The 19,509-nt window shown below is 50.4% G+C and carries 9 protein-coding genes; 2 read left to right on the forward strand and 7 right to left on the reverse strand.

Annotated features, from left to right (window positions below; translation table 11 throughout):
• Positions 1-158: 158 nt before the first annotated feature.
• Positions 159-386, forward strand: a complete 228-nt coding sequence (locus GT019_RS31180) for a hypothetical protein (RefSeq protein ID WP_161747346.1) — start codon at positions 159-161, stop codon at positions 384-386.
• A 58-nt stretch (positions 387-444) separates the two neighbouring features.
• Here the strand turns inward: GT019_RS31180 and GT019_RS31185 are convergent, their stop codons facing one another.
• From GT019_RS31185 to GT019_RS31195, 3 genes are all read right to left on the reverse strand, one after another.
• On the reverse strand, positions 445-957 hold the full coding sequence (locus GT019_RS31185; RefSeq protein WP_161747347.1) for a hypothetical protein: 513 nt from the start codon (positions 955-957) through the stop codon (positions 445-447).
• A gap of 194 nt (positions 958-1,151) precedes the next feature.
• Entirely contained in the window at positions 1,152-2,174 is a 1,023-nt protein-coding gene (locus GT019_RS31190; RefSeq protein WP_235949625.1) for an ankyrin repeat domain-containing protein, read from the reverse strand.
• A gap of 185 nt (positions 2,175-2,359) precedes the next feature.
• Positions 2,360-3,127 carry a nucleotidyltransferase domain-containing protein gene (locus GT019_RS31195; protein ID WP_161747348.1) on the reverse strand — a complete coding sequence of 256 codons (768 nt, stop codon included), beginning with the start codon at positions 3,125-3,127 and terminating at the stop codon, positions 2,360-2,362.
• 492 nt (positions 3,128-3,619) lie between these two features.
• Here GT019_RS31195 and GT019_RS31200 point away from each other — a divergent pair, with 492 nt between their 5' ends.
• Positions 3,620-4,822, forward strand: coding sequence for an IS110 family RNA-guided transposase (locus tag GT019_RS31200; RefSeq protein ID WP_161747349.1), 1,203 nt, complete (start codon positions 3,620-3,622; stop codon positions 4,820-4,822).
• 514 nt (positions 4,823-5,336) lie between these two features.
• Here GT019_RS31200 and GT019_RS32590 read toward each other — a convergent pair.
• The 4 genes from GT019_RS32590 to GT019_RS31220 all read right to left on the reverse strand — a co-directional run bounded on the left by GT019_RS32590 (position 5,337) and on the right by GT019_RS31220 (position 19,502).
• Entirely contained in the window at positions 5,337-13,790 is an 8,454-nt protein-coding gene (locus tag GT019_RS32590; RefSeq protein ID WP_161747350.1) for an S-layer homology domain-containing protein, read from the reverse strand.
• A 141-nt stretch (positions 13,791-13,931) separates the two neighbouring features.
• Positions 13,932-15,770 (reverse strand): stalk domain-containing protein, encoded by a 1,839-nt coding sequence (locus tag GT019_RS31210; RefSeq protein WP_161747351.1) that lies wholly within the window; start codon positions 15,768-15,770, stop codon positions 13,932-13,934.
• Positions 15,771-16,067: 297 nt separating this feature from the next.
• The gene (locus GT019_RS31215; RefSeq protein ID WP_161747352.1) at positions 16,068-17,321 is read right to left on the reverse strand and encodes a DUF418 domain-containing protein; all 1,254 of its coding nucleotides are present in this window, start codon (positions 17,319-17,321) and stop codon (positions 16,068-16,070) included.
• Between the two features lie 180 nt (positions 17,322-17,501).
• Entirely contained in the window at positions 17,502-19,502 is a 2,001-nt protein-coding gene (locus GT019_RS31220) for a LuxR C-terminal-related transcriptional regulator (protein ID WP_161747353.1), read from the reverse strand.
• Between the last annotated feature and the right edge of the window lie 7 nt (positions 19,503-19,509).

The following is a 19,509-nucleotide window of genomic DNA, read 5'->3' on the forward strand; positions in this document are numbered from 1 at the left end:
TGCCAAGATTTTAAAGCAATTCCCCTTAGAAAATGATTTTTGAAGAGAGGTATTGACCGCCTCGTTCATATCAGCTTTACATGAAGGAAATTATATTTGAGGCAACTATGATCAACATTCTCCGTAATATAGAGGTATGTGGGAAAGGAGTGTTGAACGTGGCTCAAATCATTGTCTTTTTTATACTCTCGTTACCTTTGTACGCTGCACTCATTTGGTCATTCCTCGACCCCCGAGAAAGTCTGCTTTTCGGAAAACGATGGATGTATAAAGAAGAACCTGATATTTCAGATGGAGCCATTATTTATACCAAAATCGCTTCGATTGCAGGTATAGTACTTCTAACGCTCGTCTTTTTGATTGCTATCATTTCTGAACTACGATGATTGTCATTTTATTGAAAAGATTGAGCTATCGTGCCCGTTATTTCAATCATCAGATCTACTAAAAATTTGCTTTACCTTGAACTTCCACCTCCTTGTCAGATGCAAATCCAGAGAAAGCAACATTTACATTTGCAGAGGAAGATCGAATGCTAACGATATAATGACCACTACGCATACCTTGTGGGAAATCTACAGTGCTTCTCCAAGTAAAAGATTTATTTGCGCTAATTGTTGTTGTAAAGTACACCATAGCAGAATCGGAATGCTGTACCGTTACCATAGTATCGCTTGTTCCTTTGTTAAGGAAATTCAATTTCACATGCCCGTACCCAACAGGTACTACAAATGCAGAACTGGTTATTTTAGAACCTGAAGCTGTACCGGACAATATGTTAAGAGTGTTGTTGCCTCCATCATTATTGCTTTTAGATTGGAAATTCTGAGACACTGAAAGCGACAATGGAACAGATTTTTTATTGCTTTGGTTCGCTGCCAACACCCCATGTAGCGCAAACGGCGTCAGTACGGCAACCACAGTCAAAGCAGTCAAAAAAAACTTTGTTTTCATCATCGCATTTCTCCCCAAAGTTTATCTTCATTTTATTTAGATTATTTGTCTCCCATAATTATACTATTTAGGGTGAGTATGGTTGCGTTATTCTGCCCGTTACTTCAATGGACAATGGCAGCCGATCGCGTGGCCGGCTGCCGTTAAGTCTTCATTCAGCTATCGTTCTCCGTTAGTTGAATCATCTGACTCTATTACTAGAAATCATTAATTGGCTCACCATTCAACGCGTGATTTATGTAAACTGGCAGCCTCTTAACAAATTTGTTCCATTTCAAGCCTTCGAATAGCAATAGCTCTTCATGCTCGACATCGTAACTGCCGAGACATTTTTGTTCAGGAATCCAAACAAAAAAACCGGTACTGCTGTACCCTTCTACCTCTTTTATTAAATCTAGAAAAATTCGACCTTGCCACTGTATCGGCTTCACGTCAAAGATTGTTTCGAATTCAATGTGTTCAATCGGACATTCATTTCCAAATTCAAATCTACGATTTTCAGTTCCGAGCCATTTGATAATATCCATCGGCAAGCCCATCTTTTTGAGTTCCGCTGCTCGCTTATCTGCTTCATGCCAGATTGGCGGTTCAAGTTGCTTTATATATTCCATCATTTCAACGTTCTTTTGCCGCTTCGCCTCCAGGAATGCGCGGTCTCCGTATTTGTCTTTTATCTTCACATCCGCGCCGTTCTCCACCAAAAATTTTACGATTTCAAAATGGTTACTTGATGCGGCCATTTGGACTGGTGTCGTACAATACGGGAAAACCTGATCCGCTCCATTGAAATTGACATCTGCTCCATGTTCGATGAACAACCGGACCATTTCAAGCTCCCCCTTCCATGCAGCAGAACGAAGTGCCTTCCCACCTGAGTAAGATCTCATATCAAAGCCGAGTTCAAGCAAAGCACGTACACCTTCATAATTTTTAAAAGAAAGAGCCCTGTCGACCGCAGATGACTTTACATGATTCATTGCATTTATATCCGCACCGTGTGCGATTAACTTCTCAAATAACGCCTTATTGCCGCACGGTGCCGCTGTTGTGATTATGGGATCATCCTTATCGTTTAAATTAGCTATACTGCTGTATCTATTTAGAATCTTGAAAGCCGTATCCAAGAGATTTTTCTCAAGGGCATTAGTTAATAACAAAAATGGCTGTATAGAGTCTGATGAAACTGTATGCTCTGAAGTCACTTCAATATTTTCATTCAAAATTAACCCTCCTCTTTTCAAGAAAATTACATTATATCAACTTCTTTCTAGACATACATCGTAACAGTTTATTAAACTGCCCTTTAGTTCAATGAAGAATGGAGCCGCTGCCACTGGCAATCTGCTCCATTTTTCATTGAACTATCGTTCCCAGTTAGCTCAATAGTCAGAGCGTCAATATGGTGTTAGTCGAAGGAAGTTCTGGAAACAGCCATTGCATTTAAGGCGTTCTCAAAATAGCTATATACTTCATCTGCAATTCCCAGAAACTCTTCAACAGGTACATCACTATCCAAGTAACAAGCATACAGATAATCAACTAAAGTGGAGTCAATCTCACAATAATTTAATATGGCATTCTTCATCATAATAATGTCGTCTTGCCATACACCTGTATCTTCTAATACCAAAGAGTATAATGCACGAATTAATCTCTTAGAGTAACCTTTAATATATCTAGTTTTCAGTGTGCTATCACTAACATTAGAAAGTGAACTATGTACACGATCTACTTCCTTCTTGGTCTCTCTATTTAAGTCTATAATGAACTCTGGAGAAATCACTATCGGTGGTACTTTTACACCAACGTCATCACCATATATGCAAACACATATTATTTTAATCCAAAAACCCCAATCATTTGGATTACTTAATACATCGTCCATCGAGCAAATTATCGTATCAATCTTAGTTACTAGTGGATATTCTTCCAACATCCTGTCTTTAATATTTGACAATCTTTCGTAATCAATATCTTGGGGATTTGCACATACAATTGTAAAGTCTGCATCTGACTTAAAAGGTTTAGCAGTTCCTTTTGGAATCGAGCCACACATATAGATGCTATGAATCTTACCTTTAAATTCGGTAAGTAAATTATCTGTATACTTATCAACAAAATCCTTATATTCATTTTGTATTTCAATTCTAGTTATAACTTTTTCTAAAATCATATAGTCTCCTCCTAAATTAAGAACTTCTATCGGCTAACGTCTTTTTTGTGACCTTCGTAAATTAGCTCAATATCCAATTAACCCAAAAATCCCATGTCTTAGCACGTAATTGTTTCCCATGTCCCACACCATCAAAAGGCTTGCATGTGATATACACCTCATCATTATTTATTTTTCTAATACTATTTCAGCAAATATTTAAAAACGTCTCTAGATAGATTCAACCACATATTGGAAGTATCCTGCCCGTTCGTATTATGAGGTCACCAGATCTTTCTGGTCGACCTCTTTTTTGTATGGTCGTAAGATTGCGGTAGCCGGGAATCGAACGTTTCTGCCCGTGGGACTCAGATCCCGAGAGCTATTCAGTTCATTCCCCCACTTGTTCAACCATGGTTAGGCTGGTTGGGACGAAGATCCCGTATCACATGCGATAGTGTGGAAGACAAGAAGGTTAGGGGTTACCGGTGAATTAGCTTGAGGAGTGATGTTATGAATCCCGTGATCGGGTTAGATGTGTCCAAAGGAGAGAGCCATGCACAAGCTTTTTTAGACCGTGGAATACTTCATGGAAAGATCTTCAGGTTTAATCATGACCTTGAGGGGCTAGCGTCGTTCCTTCGTTTCATTAAAGGCGTTGAATCAGCTGCTGGGATGCGTCCATCCATTGTTATGGAGGCAACAGGCCATTATCACAGCCCTATTATTCAGTTTCTGGATGAACACCAATATCTGTACATTGTTATTAATCCTTTAATCTCACATAACGCCAAGAAAACCAATTTACGACGGTTAAAGACGGATGCCGCTGATGCCCATCTTTTAGGGACACTATTTTATAAAGAAGAGTTTGAACCCTTCAAAAAACGGGGCCAGCATCTTATGAATTTACGCTATCTCACGCGCCAGCATGAGTCTTTAACGGGTATGTATGTTCAAGTGAAGCTCCAATTTCAAGCGAATCTGGATCAGGTTTTTCCTGAATACCATGGCGTATTTGGTGACCTTTATTCAAAAGTTTCCCTTAGGTTTCTGGCCTTACATCCTACGTCTAAAGAGGTCTTGGAAATGGCTGAAAAGGAGATTACAGGAGCAATCCAGCGCCTTACTGGACGTGGTAAATCCGGTTTATGGTGTCTGGAGCGCACTCAAGTCTTAGTAGCTGCAGCAATGCGAAATCCCTTTAAGGAGACAGCTTACCCCAGCCATTTGATCTCCATGCAGTTGCTCATTCAATTGCTTCTTCAATACCAGGACCATCTAGCAACCCTTGTTAAATCGATTGAGGCCCTGGCTGAAGAATTACTTGAATATGATTTAATCCAAACGATACCCGGTATTGGCACTAAGATTGCTGCAACAATTTTAGCTGAAATTGGGGAAATCGATCGGTTCGATCACGCTAAAAAACTGATTGCCTTTGCCGGTGTAGATCCTAGTGTTTTTTCTTCAGGCAAGTTTACAGCAACCATCAATAAAATAACTAAACATGGCTCCAGAAGGCTTCGTACTGCCCTATACCAAGCAGTACGATGTGGAATTCGGAGTAATAGAAATGAAAAACTAAGAGCTTATTACGATAAAAAACGTGCTGAAGGAAAGCTGTTCAAAGTAGCGATAATCGCTTGCGTGAATAAACTCATCCACTGGATTTTTGCCATCTTGACTACTAAAGAAGCATTTCGTTTAGGGTAAGAACCTTGGAATGGATATATATGGAACAGTTGTCCGTGCTATGGAGGACGGTTCTTTCCCATGCCCTTTTTTTATTGTATCACCTTATGAAATGACCATTAATGATTAAATATTGACAAGCTATTAGCAGGAATAGTTCAACGTAGCGCGGCCGGTTATTTCTCGCTTGATGCTTCATTAATGCGAATTCCAAGCTGTTCGCGGGAATGAGATCAAGTTCTTGTCAATTTCGGTAATGGGATCAAGTTCTTGTCATTTGGTTTTGACAAGAACTTGATCCCATAAATACAAAAAGCCGCGATATTCGCGGCCTTTAATGAGATAATGTTCTTGTCACCCGACAAGCTGCGCGTTAGCTATCGCGACAGGCCTATTGCTACAAACAGTTGTGATCCTGTTTTTTGTCCTCTTTGCAGGCATATTAAGAAAAGCCGTGTTCCAATTACGGACACGGCCTTCTACAAGATAACTAAGGGGACGGTTGAGACACCTCGACGTAAGATCGGCCCTGCCCTTAAGAACGAACCGATAATTGGCCCAAGCTATCCATCACACGGAGTAGCAGAACTGCCGCTTGCGCGCGAGTCGCTTTGCCTCGCGGGTCGGCTACTGTCTCAGCAACCCCATGAATCCATCCCTGACTGACGGCATGAATGAACGCCTCCCGTGACCACTCCGATAACTGACCCGCGTCCCCGAATCGGCTCAGGACCTGGTTATCCGCGATATCGGGTAAAGTGAAAGACATAAGACCGGCAAGCCGCACAAACATGACAGCCATTTCCTCTCGGGTGATCGGATCATTCGGACGGAATCGCCCGTTTGCGCCTTGAACGAGACCAAATCCTGCGGCGCGTTCCACATACGATGCATACCACGCATCTCGAGAGACATCGGCAAAGCTCGCACCGATCGACTGATCGACCGATAATTCTATACCCTCCCTTTCCAACAACACCAGGAGCAACTTTGTCATTTCTGCTCGCGTAATGGGACGATCGGGCTCGAACAGGTTATCCTTCACACCGTTCACCAGTTGCCGACTAACCAACACATCGACGTCAGGCTGGCTCCAATGCGCCGACTGATCGGCAAAAGGATGGTCATACATCAGCACGGCATATTCACCAAACGTTCTCAGCTTAGCTGTAATCAGGTGCCTCTTGTCGTCCACGACTCCACCAATGTATGTCCAGCCAGCCGGTGCTGACGAATCCTTACCATACACTCCCAGCCTACGTACATCCCCTGACGCGACAGCGCTAGGATCATAAGCAAGCGTCAGTACCATCGGAAGGCCCGGCTTCGCACCGCCACCACCCAGCTTGAAGGAAGATGAATACCTGTGATAACCGATCGGCAGCACCTCTTGCGGATCGTCAATACGTGAATAATGAATCTTCATGTCACCGACGAACGTTCCGGCCTTAACTTCAAGATTTAGCTTGTTGTCAAACGCACTGAATGTTCCTCCCGACTTGCCAATCGCCCAGATTAGTGAGCCTTCCAGTTGCTCGCTGGCGGAGTCATCAGCGCCTGAGTTACCAGGCGTCGGTCCTGGACCGCTGCTTGCCGGCTTCGTCTCCGCTTCTATAACCGTCGCGACCGATTTGTTTCCGCTCTCATCAAGCGCAACTACGGTAATCTTATATTTCGTCGACGGTTTCAGGTCTGCTATCGTATACGCATTAGTTCCGGGCATCGCTCTAGCCGACCAAATCGGGTCGAGGTCAGTTTCGCCTGACCAGTTAATTTGAAGCTCCTTCAAATCCTCGGCCGTCGGATCGTTCCAAGTTAGCTTGATTGTATCCTTTCCGGTTGACATCGCAATTAATTCAGATACCGGTGGCGGAGATCCTAGATCGGGGAGGATTTCGGCGGGATTCCACCCCCAATGGACGCCATCCGATTCGTTGCCCGATTCGTCGACCGCCGTCACCTGAAAGTCATACGCCTCGGTGTCGTCCAAATGGTCTACAACGGCCCATTGTTGCCCTTGTTCCACATCAATTGGATCGCCATAGCGGTCGGCGCCCGCTTTTTTCCAGCGTAGTCGAACAGAGGCAAAATCGTTGTCTTCGGGGTTGCGCCATACGAGCGACACCGAATCGCCTGACATTCCGCCGTTAAGGCTGCTCACTTCGGCCGGCGGCATGCGGTCCTCCGCCGCGATGACGACCACTTCGGTGAAATCGGTGCCCATTGGAACACCCGCGTAACTAAGAACGCTCCCCTTAACACTGATTTGATACGTTTCCCCTGCCGTAAACGGGACTGTCGGGATAAATTCTACGGCGATGGCAAGCTGCTTCCCGTCTTCGACCGAACCCGGGTTCAGCGCTTGGACTGCGCCGATTACGTCCAAACCTGAAGGGTCTTTTACTCGAATGACATCCGACAAAACGGAATCCACCTCGACTGGTTTCGTAAATTGAATCTGCAGCTTTCCCCCGCCCGGATAGGCCTTAATATAGGCAATCTTCGGCGGTTGGTAAGAGACAAGCGGGACGTTAACATCGAAGCGCGGCGGCGGTACATCAAGCTCTCCGCTGTAACCTGTCTCATAACCGTCTTTCTCATATCTGATTTTCCATTTTCCCGGGGGAACGTCCCATCCGTATCGACCACCAGAGTCGGTGATTTGGGGATTGCGCTGCTCATACCAATCGGCATTCCAGACATTCCAGTCTCCGGTTTCGGGGTCCAGCTCCAGCGCTGTAGCTGTGATCCCATCCAGGCGATTGTCCGGCAATCCTTCGTAGACATAACCGCTCGGATCGTAAATGTATTTCGGCTTCGCCGCAGGTGAACCGGGCGGTTTCTCCGGGTACGGCTTCAGCTTGCAATCGTACTGCTTGAGATAGGATTCGAGCTCCGCCAGCTCGGATTCGATCAGATCGTCCAGTATCTTGCCGGCCCAATACGATTCCACCCAGAAGACCAGCGCTTCCGCGCCGCCGAGCTTGGTGCTGAGAATATTGACTCCGTTTTTGACGAATTCGTGAATCGCAATATCGTATTTGATTTCCATCGCCATATTCGCATAATACTCGGAGGCTTTCGGATCGCAAATCGCGAGGGCCGCCTCGTAATCCGCATTGATTCTCTCAATCGTTCCGGGAGACATCAATCCCGTCACGGCACTTCCCAAATCGTAGGCTTGCGTACCCCGGTTTAACACTTCAAAAACCAAGGCAATCTCCTCTGGTCCCAGCGCCATGCTTGTCTTGGATGCCGCCTTCCCGGAAAAACCGCCGTTCTCCCCTTCACCTCCGGGAATGACCGCCCGCAGAGTGATCGTATCCTTGGCAGCAAGATGCGAGCGCTGCACCGATACGCCGAACACAGGCAGGCCCGTCAACTGCTGCCGCTGTAGTTCCTTCTCGCTAGGCGACAAGCCATCCGCCGGCGACGAGGATAGACTGATGTTCGCGCCAAGCTGCTCATTCAATTGTATTTGTCCCGTCAACGTACGTGGGGGCAAAGGCTCACCTCCTGGAGGTGCCTCCCCTGGCTTCATGACCGACAGCACCTGGAAGTTCCGCAGAGCGGTCGGCAACGTATTCCTAAGCTCCGACTCCGAAGGTGGCGATCCAAACGACAATTGGGATGGATCGTCTTTCTTGTGGTATGTCACCGTTACCGGGCCAGGATCGCTCTTCAACATCATCGCGGCGACATATACCCCATTCTCTAGCCGGGCATCGGCGGAAGTATTGCCCATCCAGACCTGCACGTCGGAGACGCGCGCGGGATCGCGGAATTTGAGCTCATAAACGAATGGCTGGCCCGGCACGTACACGAAAGGGAATACTGCCACGCCGTTCTCAGTGCGAAATGTTTGCTTGCGGCCGTCGCTCTGGCGCATCGATACCTCCTCCAGCCCCGGATCGTTTGGATCGTAGAGAACGACCGCTTCCTCACCTGCCAGACGCTTCCCGTCGATTCCGGCTTCCGTCCGAATCGCATGCTTCATCGTACTCGTATTGGCCAGCTTCACTTCCAACTGCCAGATGCCTGCCGGAGAAGTGTCGGCTGTTCCGATCATTTCCGTTCCATCGTACACGGTTACCTTAGCGCCCGGCGGCGCCGACCCGCTTACTTGAAATTGCGGTTTGACCGCCATCTCGGGAGCTAGCAGCGTAACCGATGCGAGCTGGACGATAGCCGTACCCAGCATCTCCTCCCGCTCTTCCGTTCCTTCCGTATACGAAATGCCGGCTGTGAGCGCAAGATCGTTACTTGAACCGTTATCGACTACATGCAGTCCGAGCTGAACAACGCCCGATTGACCGGCTGCTACATCCCCAAGCGGGATATGAAGCTTGCCGTCCCGCACCTCGTTCGTGCCCGCTTGGCCGTTCACAACGAGCGTGCCGGGAAGCGGTTTAACCGTTTCCGGCAACTCCAGTTCAATGGCAGCATCCGCTGCGGCGCCAGTGGTCATATTCGCGTTGTTGTATAAAATGCGAGCGGTTAGCGTGCCGCCCGGCGTCGTCAGCTCGGCACTCGTGCCGATCCCATTACCTGCACGGCCACCAAATCTGCCCGCCGGGTGAAGCACAATTTCACCGAGATCCTTGGTCACCGCGGAGACCACCTCGAACTCTGCTTGTGCCGTCAAGCCGTCTTCGCCTTTGGCGACGAGTCGGTAATGGCCAATTGTCGGCAGCTCAATGACATACTGATCGCCCTGACGCCGATACACGAGATTCTGGTAATCAGCCTCACTGCCGTCAAGCTTAAAAAATTGAAGAAAAACATTGCCCGCGTTGCCGCCATCCGGCTTCACGAAGGAAACCACAGCCTGCGACCCGCTGCCCTCCAGCCTCATCTCGACGGTTGACGTGTTGTCATCCCCGATTACCGTTTCCTCGCAGGCCGAGGGAAGCTGCGCTTCCTTGCCGTCGAGACAAATCCGGAACCGATCTCCTGCTACAGCTGCCACCTGCATAGGAGGACCGTAACTGAGTATTGCATGCGAAGCTTGCAAATTGTAATGATAGGCTACCCGCCAGTCGAAGGTGACCGGCCCCTGCCAGTCGCTGCCGAACTGCTTCGTATACAACTTGAAATTCACGCCGGCATAATCAAGCAGGACCAGATCTTTTTCCGCCTCTCCCCGCTCGGGGATAACGACATCGGTGAGTTTGGACATCTTGCCACTCTTCCCGTTGCTTGTGGCACGCAGTTGCGCTTGGCCCGCGGGCAGCCGAAGCGAATAGGAGCCGTCGGGCTTCGTTGATGCCGCAAACGTTCGACTGCTTCCCTTTACGGTTGCAGTGACGTTCACGCCGGCAACCGGTGCTCCATTGGAGCCGATTACCCGACCCGACAATTCATGAACCGGTTTCAATCGCAGCACCATGCTTACATCCTTGGCCAGCGTGTCAACGGCAAGCTCGGTAGAAGCCGGCTCGTAAAGGGAGTCGCTCGGCGTCATTTGAAGTCGGTATCTGGCGCCGTATCGTGCGGCAACCCGCAAGTCCATACTGCCGTTAACGTTGCCCTGCAGCACGACATCGTTATGAGCGTCGACCAACGTATAGGTCCCCGATACTTGTTCTCCGTTTTCTCCGCGGAGAGTGCCCTTTAATTGCACATTGAATTTCGGCTTTATTGTCATCTCGGCCGTCTGTCCGAATTCGAATAGCGGCGCTTCAAGCTCGAGTGGGAGCAACGTCGAAACCTGTGGCGTCAGGACGACGCGGTATGGAGTGCCTGTGTACGGAACGTCGAACGAATAAGTCAGCACGTCGGGAGAAAGGCGAAGCAATTCATAATGCCTTTTAAAAAAATCGGAAAAGTAAAAGACGGTCAGTTCACCATTCTTGAGTGCATTTTTCCATGCTTCCCCTTCCGGCATATCCAGACTGATCCGCAGTTTGCCGGCCACATGCTTGCTAATCGGATATTCAGCTGGCAGGCGCTCGCCGTCCACAATCATATGGACTTTATCAATTTGCGAGATTCCCTCCGAAATTAAAAACGCGCCCACATAGTGACCTGGCTCCCGTTCGGTCAGCCCAATTGTCCGTTCAGCCGCTGTAGGCTCCGCCCCGCCCTTCCACGCTAAATAGGAGACCGCCGCCTGCAGCTGCAAGCCCGACTTCGCTTCGATCCGCAGCTCTGCCTCGCTATCCATTACGGGGACGGCATCGTTGCCTTGGCCTACCATCCGCGAATAGCTCATATTAACCGAGCCAACAGCTGCGCTTGTTTCATATAAATCGAACGAGAGCTCGTTTGCGCCAAGCTGCAGCGTAACGGTCTGGGCGGCGCTGGCCTTGAACCCGTCCGGCGGCTTGATGCTGACTGTAATGGTTTCGCCCATATCCCGCAGGCCCGGTAGATGAGCCTCTCCTTTCTCATCCGCGGCCACCTCGGCCAATAGCTCTCCGCTGGGCTCTTTCTTGAACACAATGACGGCTGGCTTGGAAGGAGGGACGCTGTAATTGACCGTTACCTTCACCGTTGCGGTAAATTCCGGCGTCAGCCGCAGCGTAACGGTGCGGCCGCCTTCGAGCGTAATGCCGGATTGGTTCGCAAGGACGAGCTTAGCCTGCACGTTGCGTAGCTCCACGGAGTAGACGTCTCCCGAAGACAATGGGATTTCATAATGCGTCGCATATTGCGAATGGACCGGGTCCCATTCGAGCGGAATCGCCATCTCTTCGGCTTCATCACCCGCTCCGGCTGCAATCAGACTCGCACCGGCGAGCAGGGCATTGTGCGCCGCATCAAGAGTCAGGTCGACTATCATTTTGCCCGCGATCTTCACGGGAAAATGCTCAAGGGACATCGCGTTGCCCCCATCCGCAAGCTGTACGATCGCGGAAGTAATCTCCGCCATGCCATCGGTTAGCTCCAGTTCACCTTCATATATGCCGGGTGCCTCAGCTTTCTCGGTCAGCTCGATCCATTTCGTTTGGGACGAATCTCCCGATTTGCAGGTCATGACTGCCTGCACAGCCAGCCCGCTGTCCCCAACTGCCCGAAACGTCACATTGCTGCCCGTCTTCAATTGATCGCCAAGCCAGGAAGAGGCCGGAACAATCCATTTGGCGGATGTAATCGGTTGCTCGGGACCGGTCTCCCCACAACTTTGCGTACAATACGTATACAAGGCACCACCGCGAGCATAGACCAGCCGGTTACCAGCACCGTCCATCGCAACCGCATAGGCCTCCATGGCTGGATTTCCGGCAATGGCGGGCATGCCCAGCTGTTCGCTGCTGAAAATTTCACCGTAATGCGATTGATACAGAACAGGCGGATCAGAATCGACCAGATTGGCCAGTACGATATGTCCGTTGCTGCTAATTGAGAATGGACCATACGTTTTGGACGTCACCTCCGTTTCGACGCGTCCGTCATTCAGATTGAGACGTTCTCGCTTGAGGACATCGATCAGGTACGCATCTTTCCTCCGGTCGGGCGCATCGGCTCCTGCATACGCGATATAACTGCCGTCCTCGTTGATCGTCAATGCGCTTTGGTACGCGTTAAACGCGAACCGGTCGACAATAGTGCCGCTTACCGCGTCATAGAGATAGATCGATTGCGACTCGTCCGCATCCGCTGTAACTGACAAATTCGTTGAGGTCGACAGAAAAGCAACAGTCAAGCCATTCCCGCTAATGGTTGGCCCGTAACTGATGCCGCTCTCCGGTTCTCCAGCCGCGGTTGCACTAACCAGCTTGCGCGTATGCGCGGTGCGGTCATACACATAGACATGGCCATTCTCGGTATACGCCACCCATCGTCCATCACCGCTGACAGCCGGTTCTCCAGCTTCGACATCCGGCGACGAAATCAACTCCAACACGCGGGCTGTCCGGTCATACGCGTACACATGTTCACCCGCCACTTCCGGCGAAGCAGTCAAATTGCTAGCATCCGAGGAGAACACGACGATGGCACCGGTCTTGTTGACTTTTGGACTTGCCACGCCCCCCTCCGGAGCCGCCCCGTCCCGGGTAACTGAGATAAGCTCTTTCTCCCCGGTAGCGTTATCAATGACATAGAGGTGTTGCGTGTCCGTATAAACGGAAGTCGATCCGTCGCCGCTGATTGCTGTCTCGATCGCGCTTGCTTCGTACTCGCCTGCTAGATCAGCAAGCTTTGTTTCCGAAAGTGGAGACGCGGCAACCGTTACCTTTTCTCCGTATGATTCGTTCCCGGCACGGTCCACGGTTACAATTCGATAACGTTCCGGCGCGCTGCCGTCCAACGTGAGGACGTAACGAGTATCTGTCGTTTCACCTGCCGGCGCTGAATCTCCCTCTTTGTATATCCGATATTGGACAACGTCGGGGTCTGGCCCGGTTTCCAGAAATGGCGGGTCCCATTCCAGCTCGATCCGGTTATAGGCAAGCAGTTCCCAGGAAACATTGATGACATCGCCGGCCGCTGTCCAATCGGCGGTTATGACGACCGGTGCGGACCTGTCGCCAGTCTGGCCATTCACTTCTGCCGAGGCTGCAAACCGATAGTCGCCTTCTTCCGGAAGTTCCATCGTAAGTTCAAAACGCCCCCGACCAGTACCTTCGTCGCTTGTACCTGCAGGAGCGCCCGCCGCTGTCTCTTCTCCGCCATTCAAGGAATACCAAACGGTTACCGCCGCACCTGGACTCGCATAACCGCTAATCCGCACAGAAGCATCCTTCGTGTAAGCTGGTAGTGGATCGAGGACCGGTACGCCATACACTTCATCCGCAACGGTCAACAACGGTTGAGCGGCGCCTGGGTCAGTCTCTTCCTCGGCCAGCGAAATTGCTGAACCGGTAATTTCGGAACGAGCAGTCGCACCCGGTGAATCTTGTACGATAGATTCCCCACTCTCACGCATGTCCACAGGAGTCTGTGCAGCGAAACTGGCTACCGGTACGATTCCGGTAACAAGCAATGTTGAAAGCACTACGCCGAGCATTGCCCGTCGCCACTTTCCGTAAAACCCGATATTCACCGTCCATTTCCCTCTCTTTCCGCTTGCTCTCGCCCAGGTAGGACAGCCCGCAAAATAAAAGCTATCCCTACGGAATTCATTGAATCGAATCGGCGGCAATTGACTGCCGCTCCTTATTCGCCGATTGTCGATCGCGAATAACTAATTGTTACTCCCACTAATCGCGGGCTTCACCTCTAGCTCGGCCAAATAGTTGGACGTAATCGTGCCCCTCGGCTTGTTAAACTCAAAATCCACTGACTCGGCATATTCGCCGGTGTAGTTGATGCGGATAAGCATCGGGATTGGATCATGCCCCTCCGGCAACCATCTTGCAGTCGCCTTGTACCGGCCAATCGGTATATCACCCAGACCCAGGCCGCCGTCTACCGATCCGACATGTTTGACGATTGTTTCGCCTGTGGTGCCGTCAAGCAGCGGACCGATAGGGGTTAGCGTCATTTCCAGATCGCTCAGCTTAAAATCCGGCAACGAATAATCTGACTGGAGATACTGATAGACGAAAATTTGCCCGTTGACCTCCGTCAATGTGAAATCCCGGACGGCTCCCGTTTTTCCCGCGAACGGCGTTGCCACCTCGGGCTCCATATGAAAGGTGTAATCTTTGCCGTTGTACTCCGGTTTATAGTCGGCGGTCATTGACCAGCTCGTAGCAATTTTCTCTAACTCGATCCGATAAAATCCGTTCCCGTCGGTTACCCCGATAATGTTGCTGTTGTACAAGAGCGTATTATCCGCGATCACTTCGACGCCTTTCAACGGCTGGCCCAGCGCGTTGCGCACATAACCTTTGACGACATAGGGCTCAACCGCTTCCTGCGAAGGCGGCTGTGATGGCTCTGGAGTTGGCTTCGGCTCAGGCAATGGAGCAGGCGTTGGCGTTGGTTCCCCGGAAGGTCCGGGATCGTCGCCGTTGGCCGGGTCTTCGATCTTGATGGTCGTCACGTTGCCGCTTCTGGAATTGGACACGGCATAGCCGCTGTTCTCTGCGACAAAGCGCAACGGAACCATCGTGCTTCCCTTAATTGCCTGAGCGGGCGTGCTAAGGTTGACATTACGCCCGTTTACCTTCGCGGTCTTGCTGTTGATCGTCAATTCAATCGTAAGCCCGTCCTTCATACCGGTCGCTTTCTTTACATTCCCAGACTCCACCCATGTGACTTTAAAGCCGAGAGTTTCAAATATTTTGCGGAACGGAACGAGCGTGGTGCCGTTTTTGATTACAGGCTGGACACCGGCGAACCGAATCTCTTGGCCTTTAAAATAAATCTGGACCAAGGGATCGCCAGTTGACCCCGGACTCGGCGAAGGTGTAGAAGGCGGCTGGCTCGGAGCGGGCGTTGACGGTGGAATTGGCGTTTCCGGGGCCGGAGAAGGTGGGGGCGAGGAAGGCGCCTCCTCAGCTCCCATCGGGCTTTTGTATTTAATCGGCTGGGATACGAGCGTCCCATCTGACGTTTCGATCTCCAGCACATAATATTGCGTTTCCTTGATTGTGCCGTTGTTGCTGGCGTACAAATCGAAGTACAGATTGCCCTGAAATTGTCCGACTGGCTCGTTTAGATCTTTATGGAAACCGGGATTAATAATGGTACGTTCATGGGTCGTGCCGGTCGGCGTCGCCGTCATTTTGTCTTGCACAATGCCAAGAAGCCAGCCGGTTGTAACGCGATTTGTTCTCCACACACCCTGGAAATTGTCTTTTCCGTAAGCGTCTGTTGAACGCAGAACGACAGCCTTAATGACCGTCTTCTGTTCGAAGGTGAGCTGCAGCCTGAAGTGGCCGTCCTTGTTGCCCTCTGGCGTGAAATCCGCCGCGCCGACAATGTCGGAGGCTGTATCCTGCAGGATGAATGCCTTAATTTCCGCTCCTTCCGGCGATGACTCCCCAAATGCGGACACGATTCCAGTGAACGCCAGCACACCGGCAAGCGCCGAGCTAATGGCAGCAGATTGTATTTTTCTTCGTAAATTGAACATATTAGCTGTCTTCCTTTCCAATGCAGTATGCGGACCCTTCGATCTCGCGGCGTTTATAAAGTTGAACCGATCTTTCCCTCTCACGCCCCTCCTCTGCGGTTCCTCAATCGCCACAACCAAGTATGACAGCCGGCGCCGCGTAATTATATTCTCCCTGAGGATATTTTCAGAGCCCGAAAGGATACCAATAACAGCATGCGCACGATAAGGATTCAATTAGGTCACAATGCTGTCAGAGTCGTCTAGATAACCTGTCAACCATTTACACGCGCACGGCGATTCCGCCCATCTTTGACATTAGCTTGCCGACCCGTGGTCATGACCGGAACCATTGCGCGCGGACCATCCGGCCGGTTGCTTCAGCGTCCCGTAGGTCAACCGTCGCCATACCCACTCCAGCGGGCCGAACCGAAACCGGGACATCCACAGTCGGCTGAGTCCGATTTCTACCGCGAAAACGGCGAAGCAATATCCGGCCACCTGAAGCAGATCAAACTTCCCGTACAACCCGAACCCTACAAATACGACAAAGGAAATCACGGACTGGAGCAGATAGTTGGTTAGCGTCATCCGCCCAACGAACTGGAATGGACGAAGTACCTTTTGCGCAACAGGCTTTTGCAGTAGTAGAATCATGGACAACAAATAATAAAAGCTGAGGAAGATGCCGAAGCCGTAAATCAAATATTGGCATATGATTCCTTCATATGCTCCCGCGTGAATCGCCCCGAGCCGTATCATGGTCAGTACTGACCCAACGGGGAGGCTGACGATGCCGCTCCACAACCTGAGTTTGCGAAGGAGCGGCATGAATTCCCTAATCCGCTGAAACAGCTGCACCCGGCCGGCATAAAACCCAAGTAGCATCAATCCAAATGTGCTCGGATACGTAATTTGCTCCGACGTTAATGCCGGCAGCACATCCTCTCGCAGATGGAAGTTGAACCATTCGCCATAATTGCCGCTGCGGTATGCTTCCGTCGCCTCGGCCGCCCCCTGTTCTGCTGTGCTGTATGCGCTGGCGTTATCGTCCTTTAACACGGATTCCGGCTGAATGAAGGAAAATGAGAACATAAGTAGGAAGACAAGCAGCACACCGACAGCCCATTTCAGTACCGTCCGTTGCCTGCGCCGATAGAACGGCAGGAGCAGGCAGCCGAGCAGGGCATATGTGCGAAGCACGTCGCCCCCGTATAACAGCAGCATATGGACCGCTCCGATAACGAACAGTATGAACATCCGCTTCAAAAAGAAGCGGTAAACACGAATTCCCTTCTGTTCCGCGCGGTTCAGTAGAAGGCAGAAGCCGACTCCAAACAGGAAGGCAAGCAACGGGTAGCATTTTCCAGTAAAAAAAACTTCGATGACCAGCCTAACTCCCCGGTCGATGGCGGACTCCCCTTGCGGAACAATGCTATTCCGCTCGAAAAAAATAGCTGTCGTGCTCATGTATAACACGTTGACGAAAAAAATCCCGAACACCGCCAACCCCCGCAATACGTCAATGGTTGACAGTCGCTCGGAATTGGCTGCTGGCAGCAGCTTGATCATATAAAACTTCCTTTCATTTTCGGATTGGGCCCAAATCAACTATATGCAATTTGTCGAAACCCCGAAATTATCCTTAGGGTTAATTTAGGAATAACAAAAAGGCACCTTTACAGGTACCTTGGGTTCTGGTTTTATTAATATAAAGCCCAACGGATTGGAATTGACATCCTCTTTTGCAGGCTATAGTAGAACTCTGAGCAGATCGGCGCGATTGCGCACTTGAAGCTTCCCGTACGCCGACCTTAAATGCTTCTTAACGGTTACCTCCGCAATAAACAGCGATTTGCCGATAGCCGCGTTAGACATTCCGGCCACGGCAAGCCTGATAATCTCCTGCTCGCGTTCCGTTAGTTCTTTCAGCAGCTTATCCAGTTTGCTTTCCGGAGCAGCAGGCGGTGCTTCGCTGCCCGTTCCAGGGCACAGACCGGTCTGCTGCAGCAAACCTTCGATTACTCCTTGCAACTTATCTCCTCTCGCATCGAGCAAGAATATCGGCGTTGGTGTCGATCCGTCATAATACGTATGACGGACACCAGGCACTTCCCGGAAGCCGAGGCTCGAGTGCGATTCCGCCATTATGGGATCTGGAGGCGGAGACGTAACAATGGATCCATTAGATACCATCATCGAGAAAATGAGTTCCAGCGCCTTGATCGACATGTAAGGATTGGCAGGTTCTGCTACGTCGATCAAGCGAATGAACCAGCACGAGTGCTTACTTGCCGGGTCCGTCAGTTCCCCATACGCTTCGGCTGAGAGACTGGCGATCCAGATGGAGGCAAGAGGCTCCATCTTCAAATACGGTAGCGTTGAAGCATTCACCGGATAGATGACAGACAGCCCGACAACCGCGCCGGCCAGATCTCGAAGTAGTTTTATAGACTGCCACTCCTTCTCCATTACCTCGCGGATCGGAAAATCTTTCATTTTCATTATATCCAGCGTCGTCAGTTGCCCGTCCGGTGAAGACTGCACTTGTTCTAACCGCTGCTGCAGATAGCGCTTCGCTTCTTCCAGACTGTGTCTGCCTAGCCGCTCCCAGACATAACTCTCATTGTCCGTCGGAGAAACGATCCAGCGAATGGAGGCACCGCCTATATAATAGAAACATTCTCGCACCTCCCATACCGCGCTGCCGTCCCGGGGAGATTGCACAATGCGATTCATGTATAAGTTCGCGCAGCCGGCAAGCAGCCTTCTGTATTTGTCTGGGGTACGCTCCATCATCATTTTGCCGACCGCTTCACGCATCAGATCATGGAGAGTCCAACCTCTAGACGTCTTCCTGACGAATGAAAACCCGCAAAGATCGTCAAAAAGTGCGGACGTTATTGGCTCCCCTACACCGATAAAGCCAATTGTTTCACTGTCGAAGTACCTTAGCACCGACGCAATTTGAATCCATTCGCGCAGCGCCTCGCTCGGCACCTCTCTCAGCCACTGCTCCACAAGACGGGGCAGCCATTCCTCGCCGTCCGCGTCACCAGCCGTGTCCTGGAGCCAATTCGATGCCGCTGCTAGAGATAATGCCAGCGGATGTCCCCGCGTCTTCTTCCATATCTCATGCCGGCTGTCGGAATCGCCGACTCCGCATTTTGCCAAATAAGCATTCGTTTGCTCCTCATCCAAGCTGTCGAGCCGAATTGGTTTCACCCGCTCCCTCCAAGCAGGGGAATGGAACCACCTGCCTTCGAGCGGCTTCCGGCCCGCCACGACTGCAAGTACGTTGGACGGCAACCACTGAAACAGATGCTCGCGCAGCCAGTCGTCCATAGCGTGCATCTCTTCATAGGTGTCAAGTGCAATCGTAATTGGTTTCTCTTTGGCGATTTGCTTGATTAGCTTCAAGCAACCCTCTACTGCGATTTCTTCTGAAGCGCTGGCATTTTCGCCGGTGTCGCCAAGTTGAACGAGCAAGTTTTGACAAAAGTCTTGTGGTGTATGTATAAATTCGCGGCTATCCATGGCAATGAATAACCCTCCATGTCGGATGGACAACCGTCTGAATGCGTCGAGCAGCGTCGTTTTCCCCATTCCACCCGTTCCGTACAGTGACCAAACGAACTCCCGCTGCTGGGTCTGACTGGTTAGAAACTGTTTATAGGAACGGAGTTCTTGCTCCCTTCCGAACAAGAAATTCCCTTCACTGCTTTGAATATCGCTTAACAGGTAATAATCCATAGCCCCT

The sequence above is a fragment of the Paenibacillus glycinis genome, from assembly GCF_009909185.1.
In the GTDB taxonomy this organism is placed as follows: domain Bacteria; phylum Bacillota; class Bacilli; order Paenibacillales; family Paenibacillaceae; genus Paenibacillus_Z; species Paenibacillus_Z glycinis.

What these genes read in the sequence shown, in the direction of transcription:
- GT019_RS31185 (WP_161747347.1), bottom strand. Translation starts at nt 957, where the DNA reads ATGATGAAAACAAAGTTTTTTTTGACTGCTTTGACTGTGGTTGCCGTA.
- GT019_RS31195 (WP_161747348.1), bottom strand. Translation starts at nt 3,127, where the DNA reads ATGATTTTAGAAAAAGTTATAACTAGAATTGAAATACAAAATGAATAT.
- GT019_RS31200 (WP_161747349.1), top strand. Translation starts at nt 3,620, where the DNA reads ATGAATCCCGTGATCGGGTTAGATGTGTCCAAAGGAGAGAGCCATGCA.
- GT019_RS31210 (WP_161747351.1), bottom strand. Translation starts at nt 15,770, where the DNA reads ATGTTCAATTTACGAAGAAAAATACAATCTGCTGCCATTAGCTCGGCG.
- GT019_RS31215 (WP_161747352.1), bottom strand. Translation starts at nt 17,321, where the DNA reads ATGATCAAGCTGCTGCCAGCAGCCAATTCCGAGCGACTGTCAACCATT.
- GT019_RS31220 (WP_161747353.1), bottom strand. Translation starts at nt 19,502, where the DNA reads ATGGATTATTACCTGTTAAGCGATATTCAAAGCAGTGAAGGGAATTTC.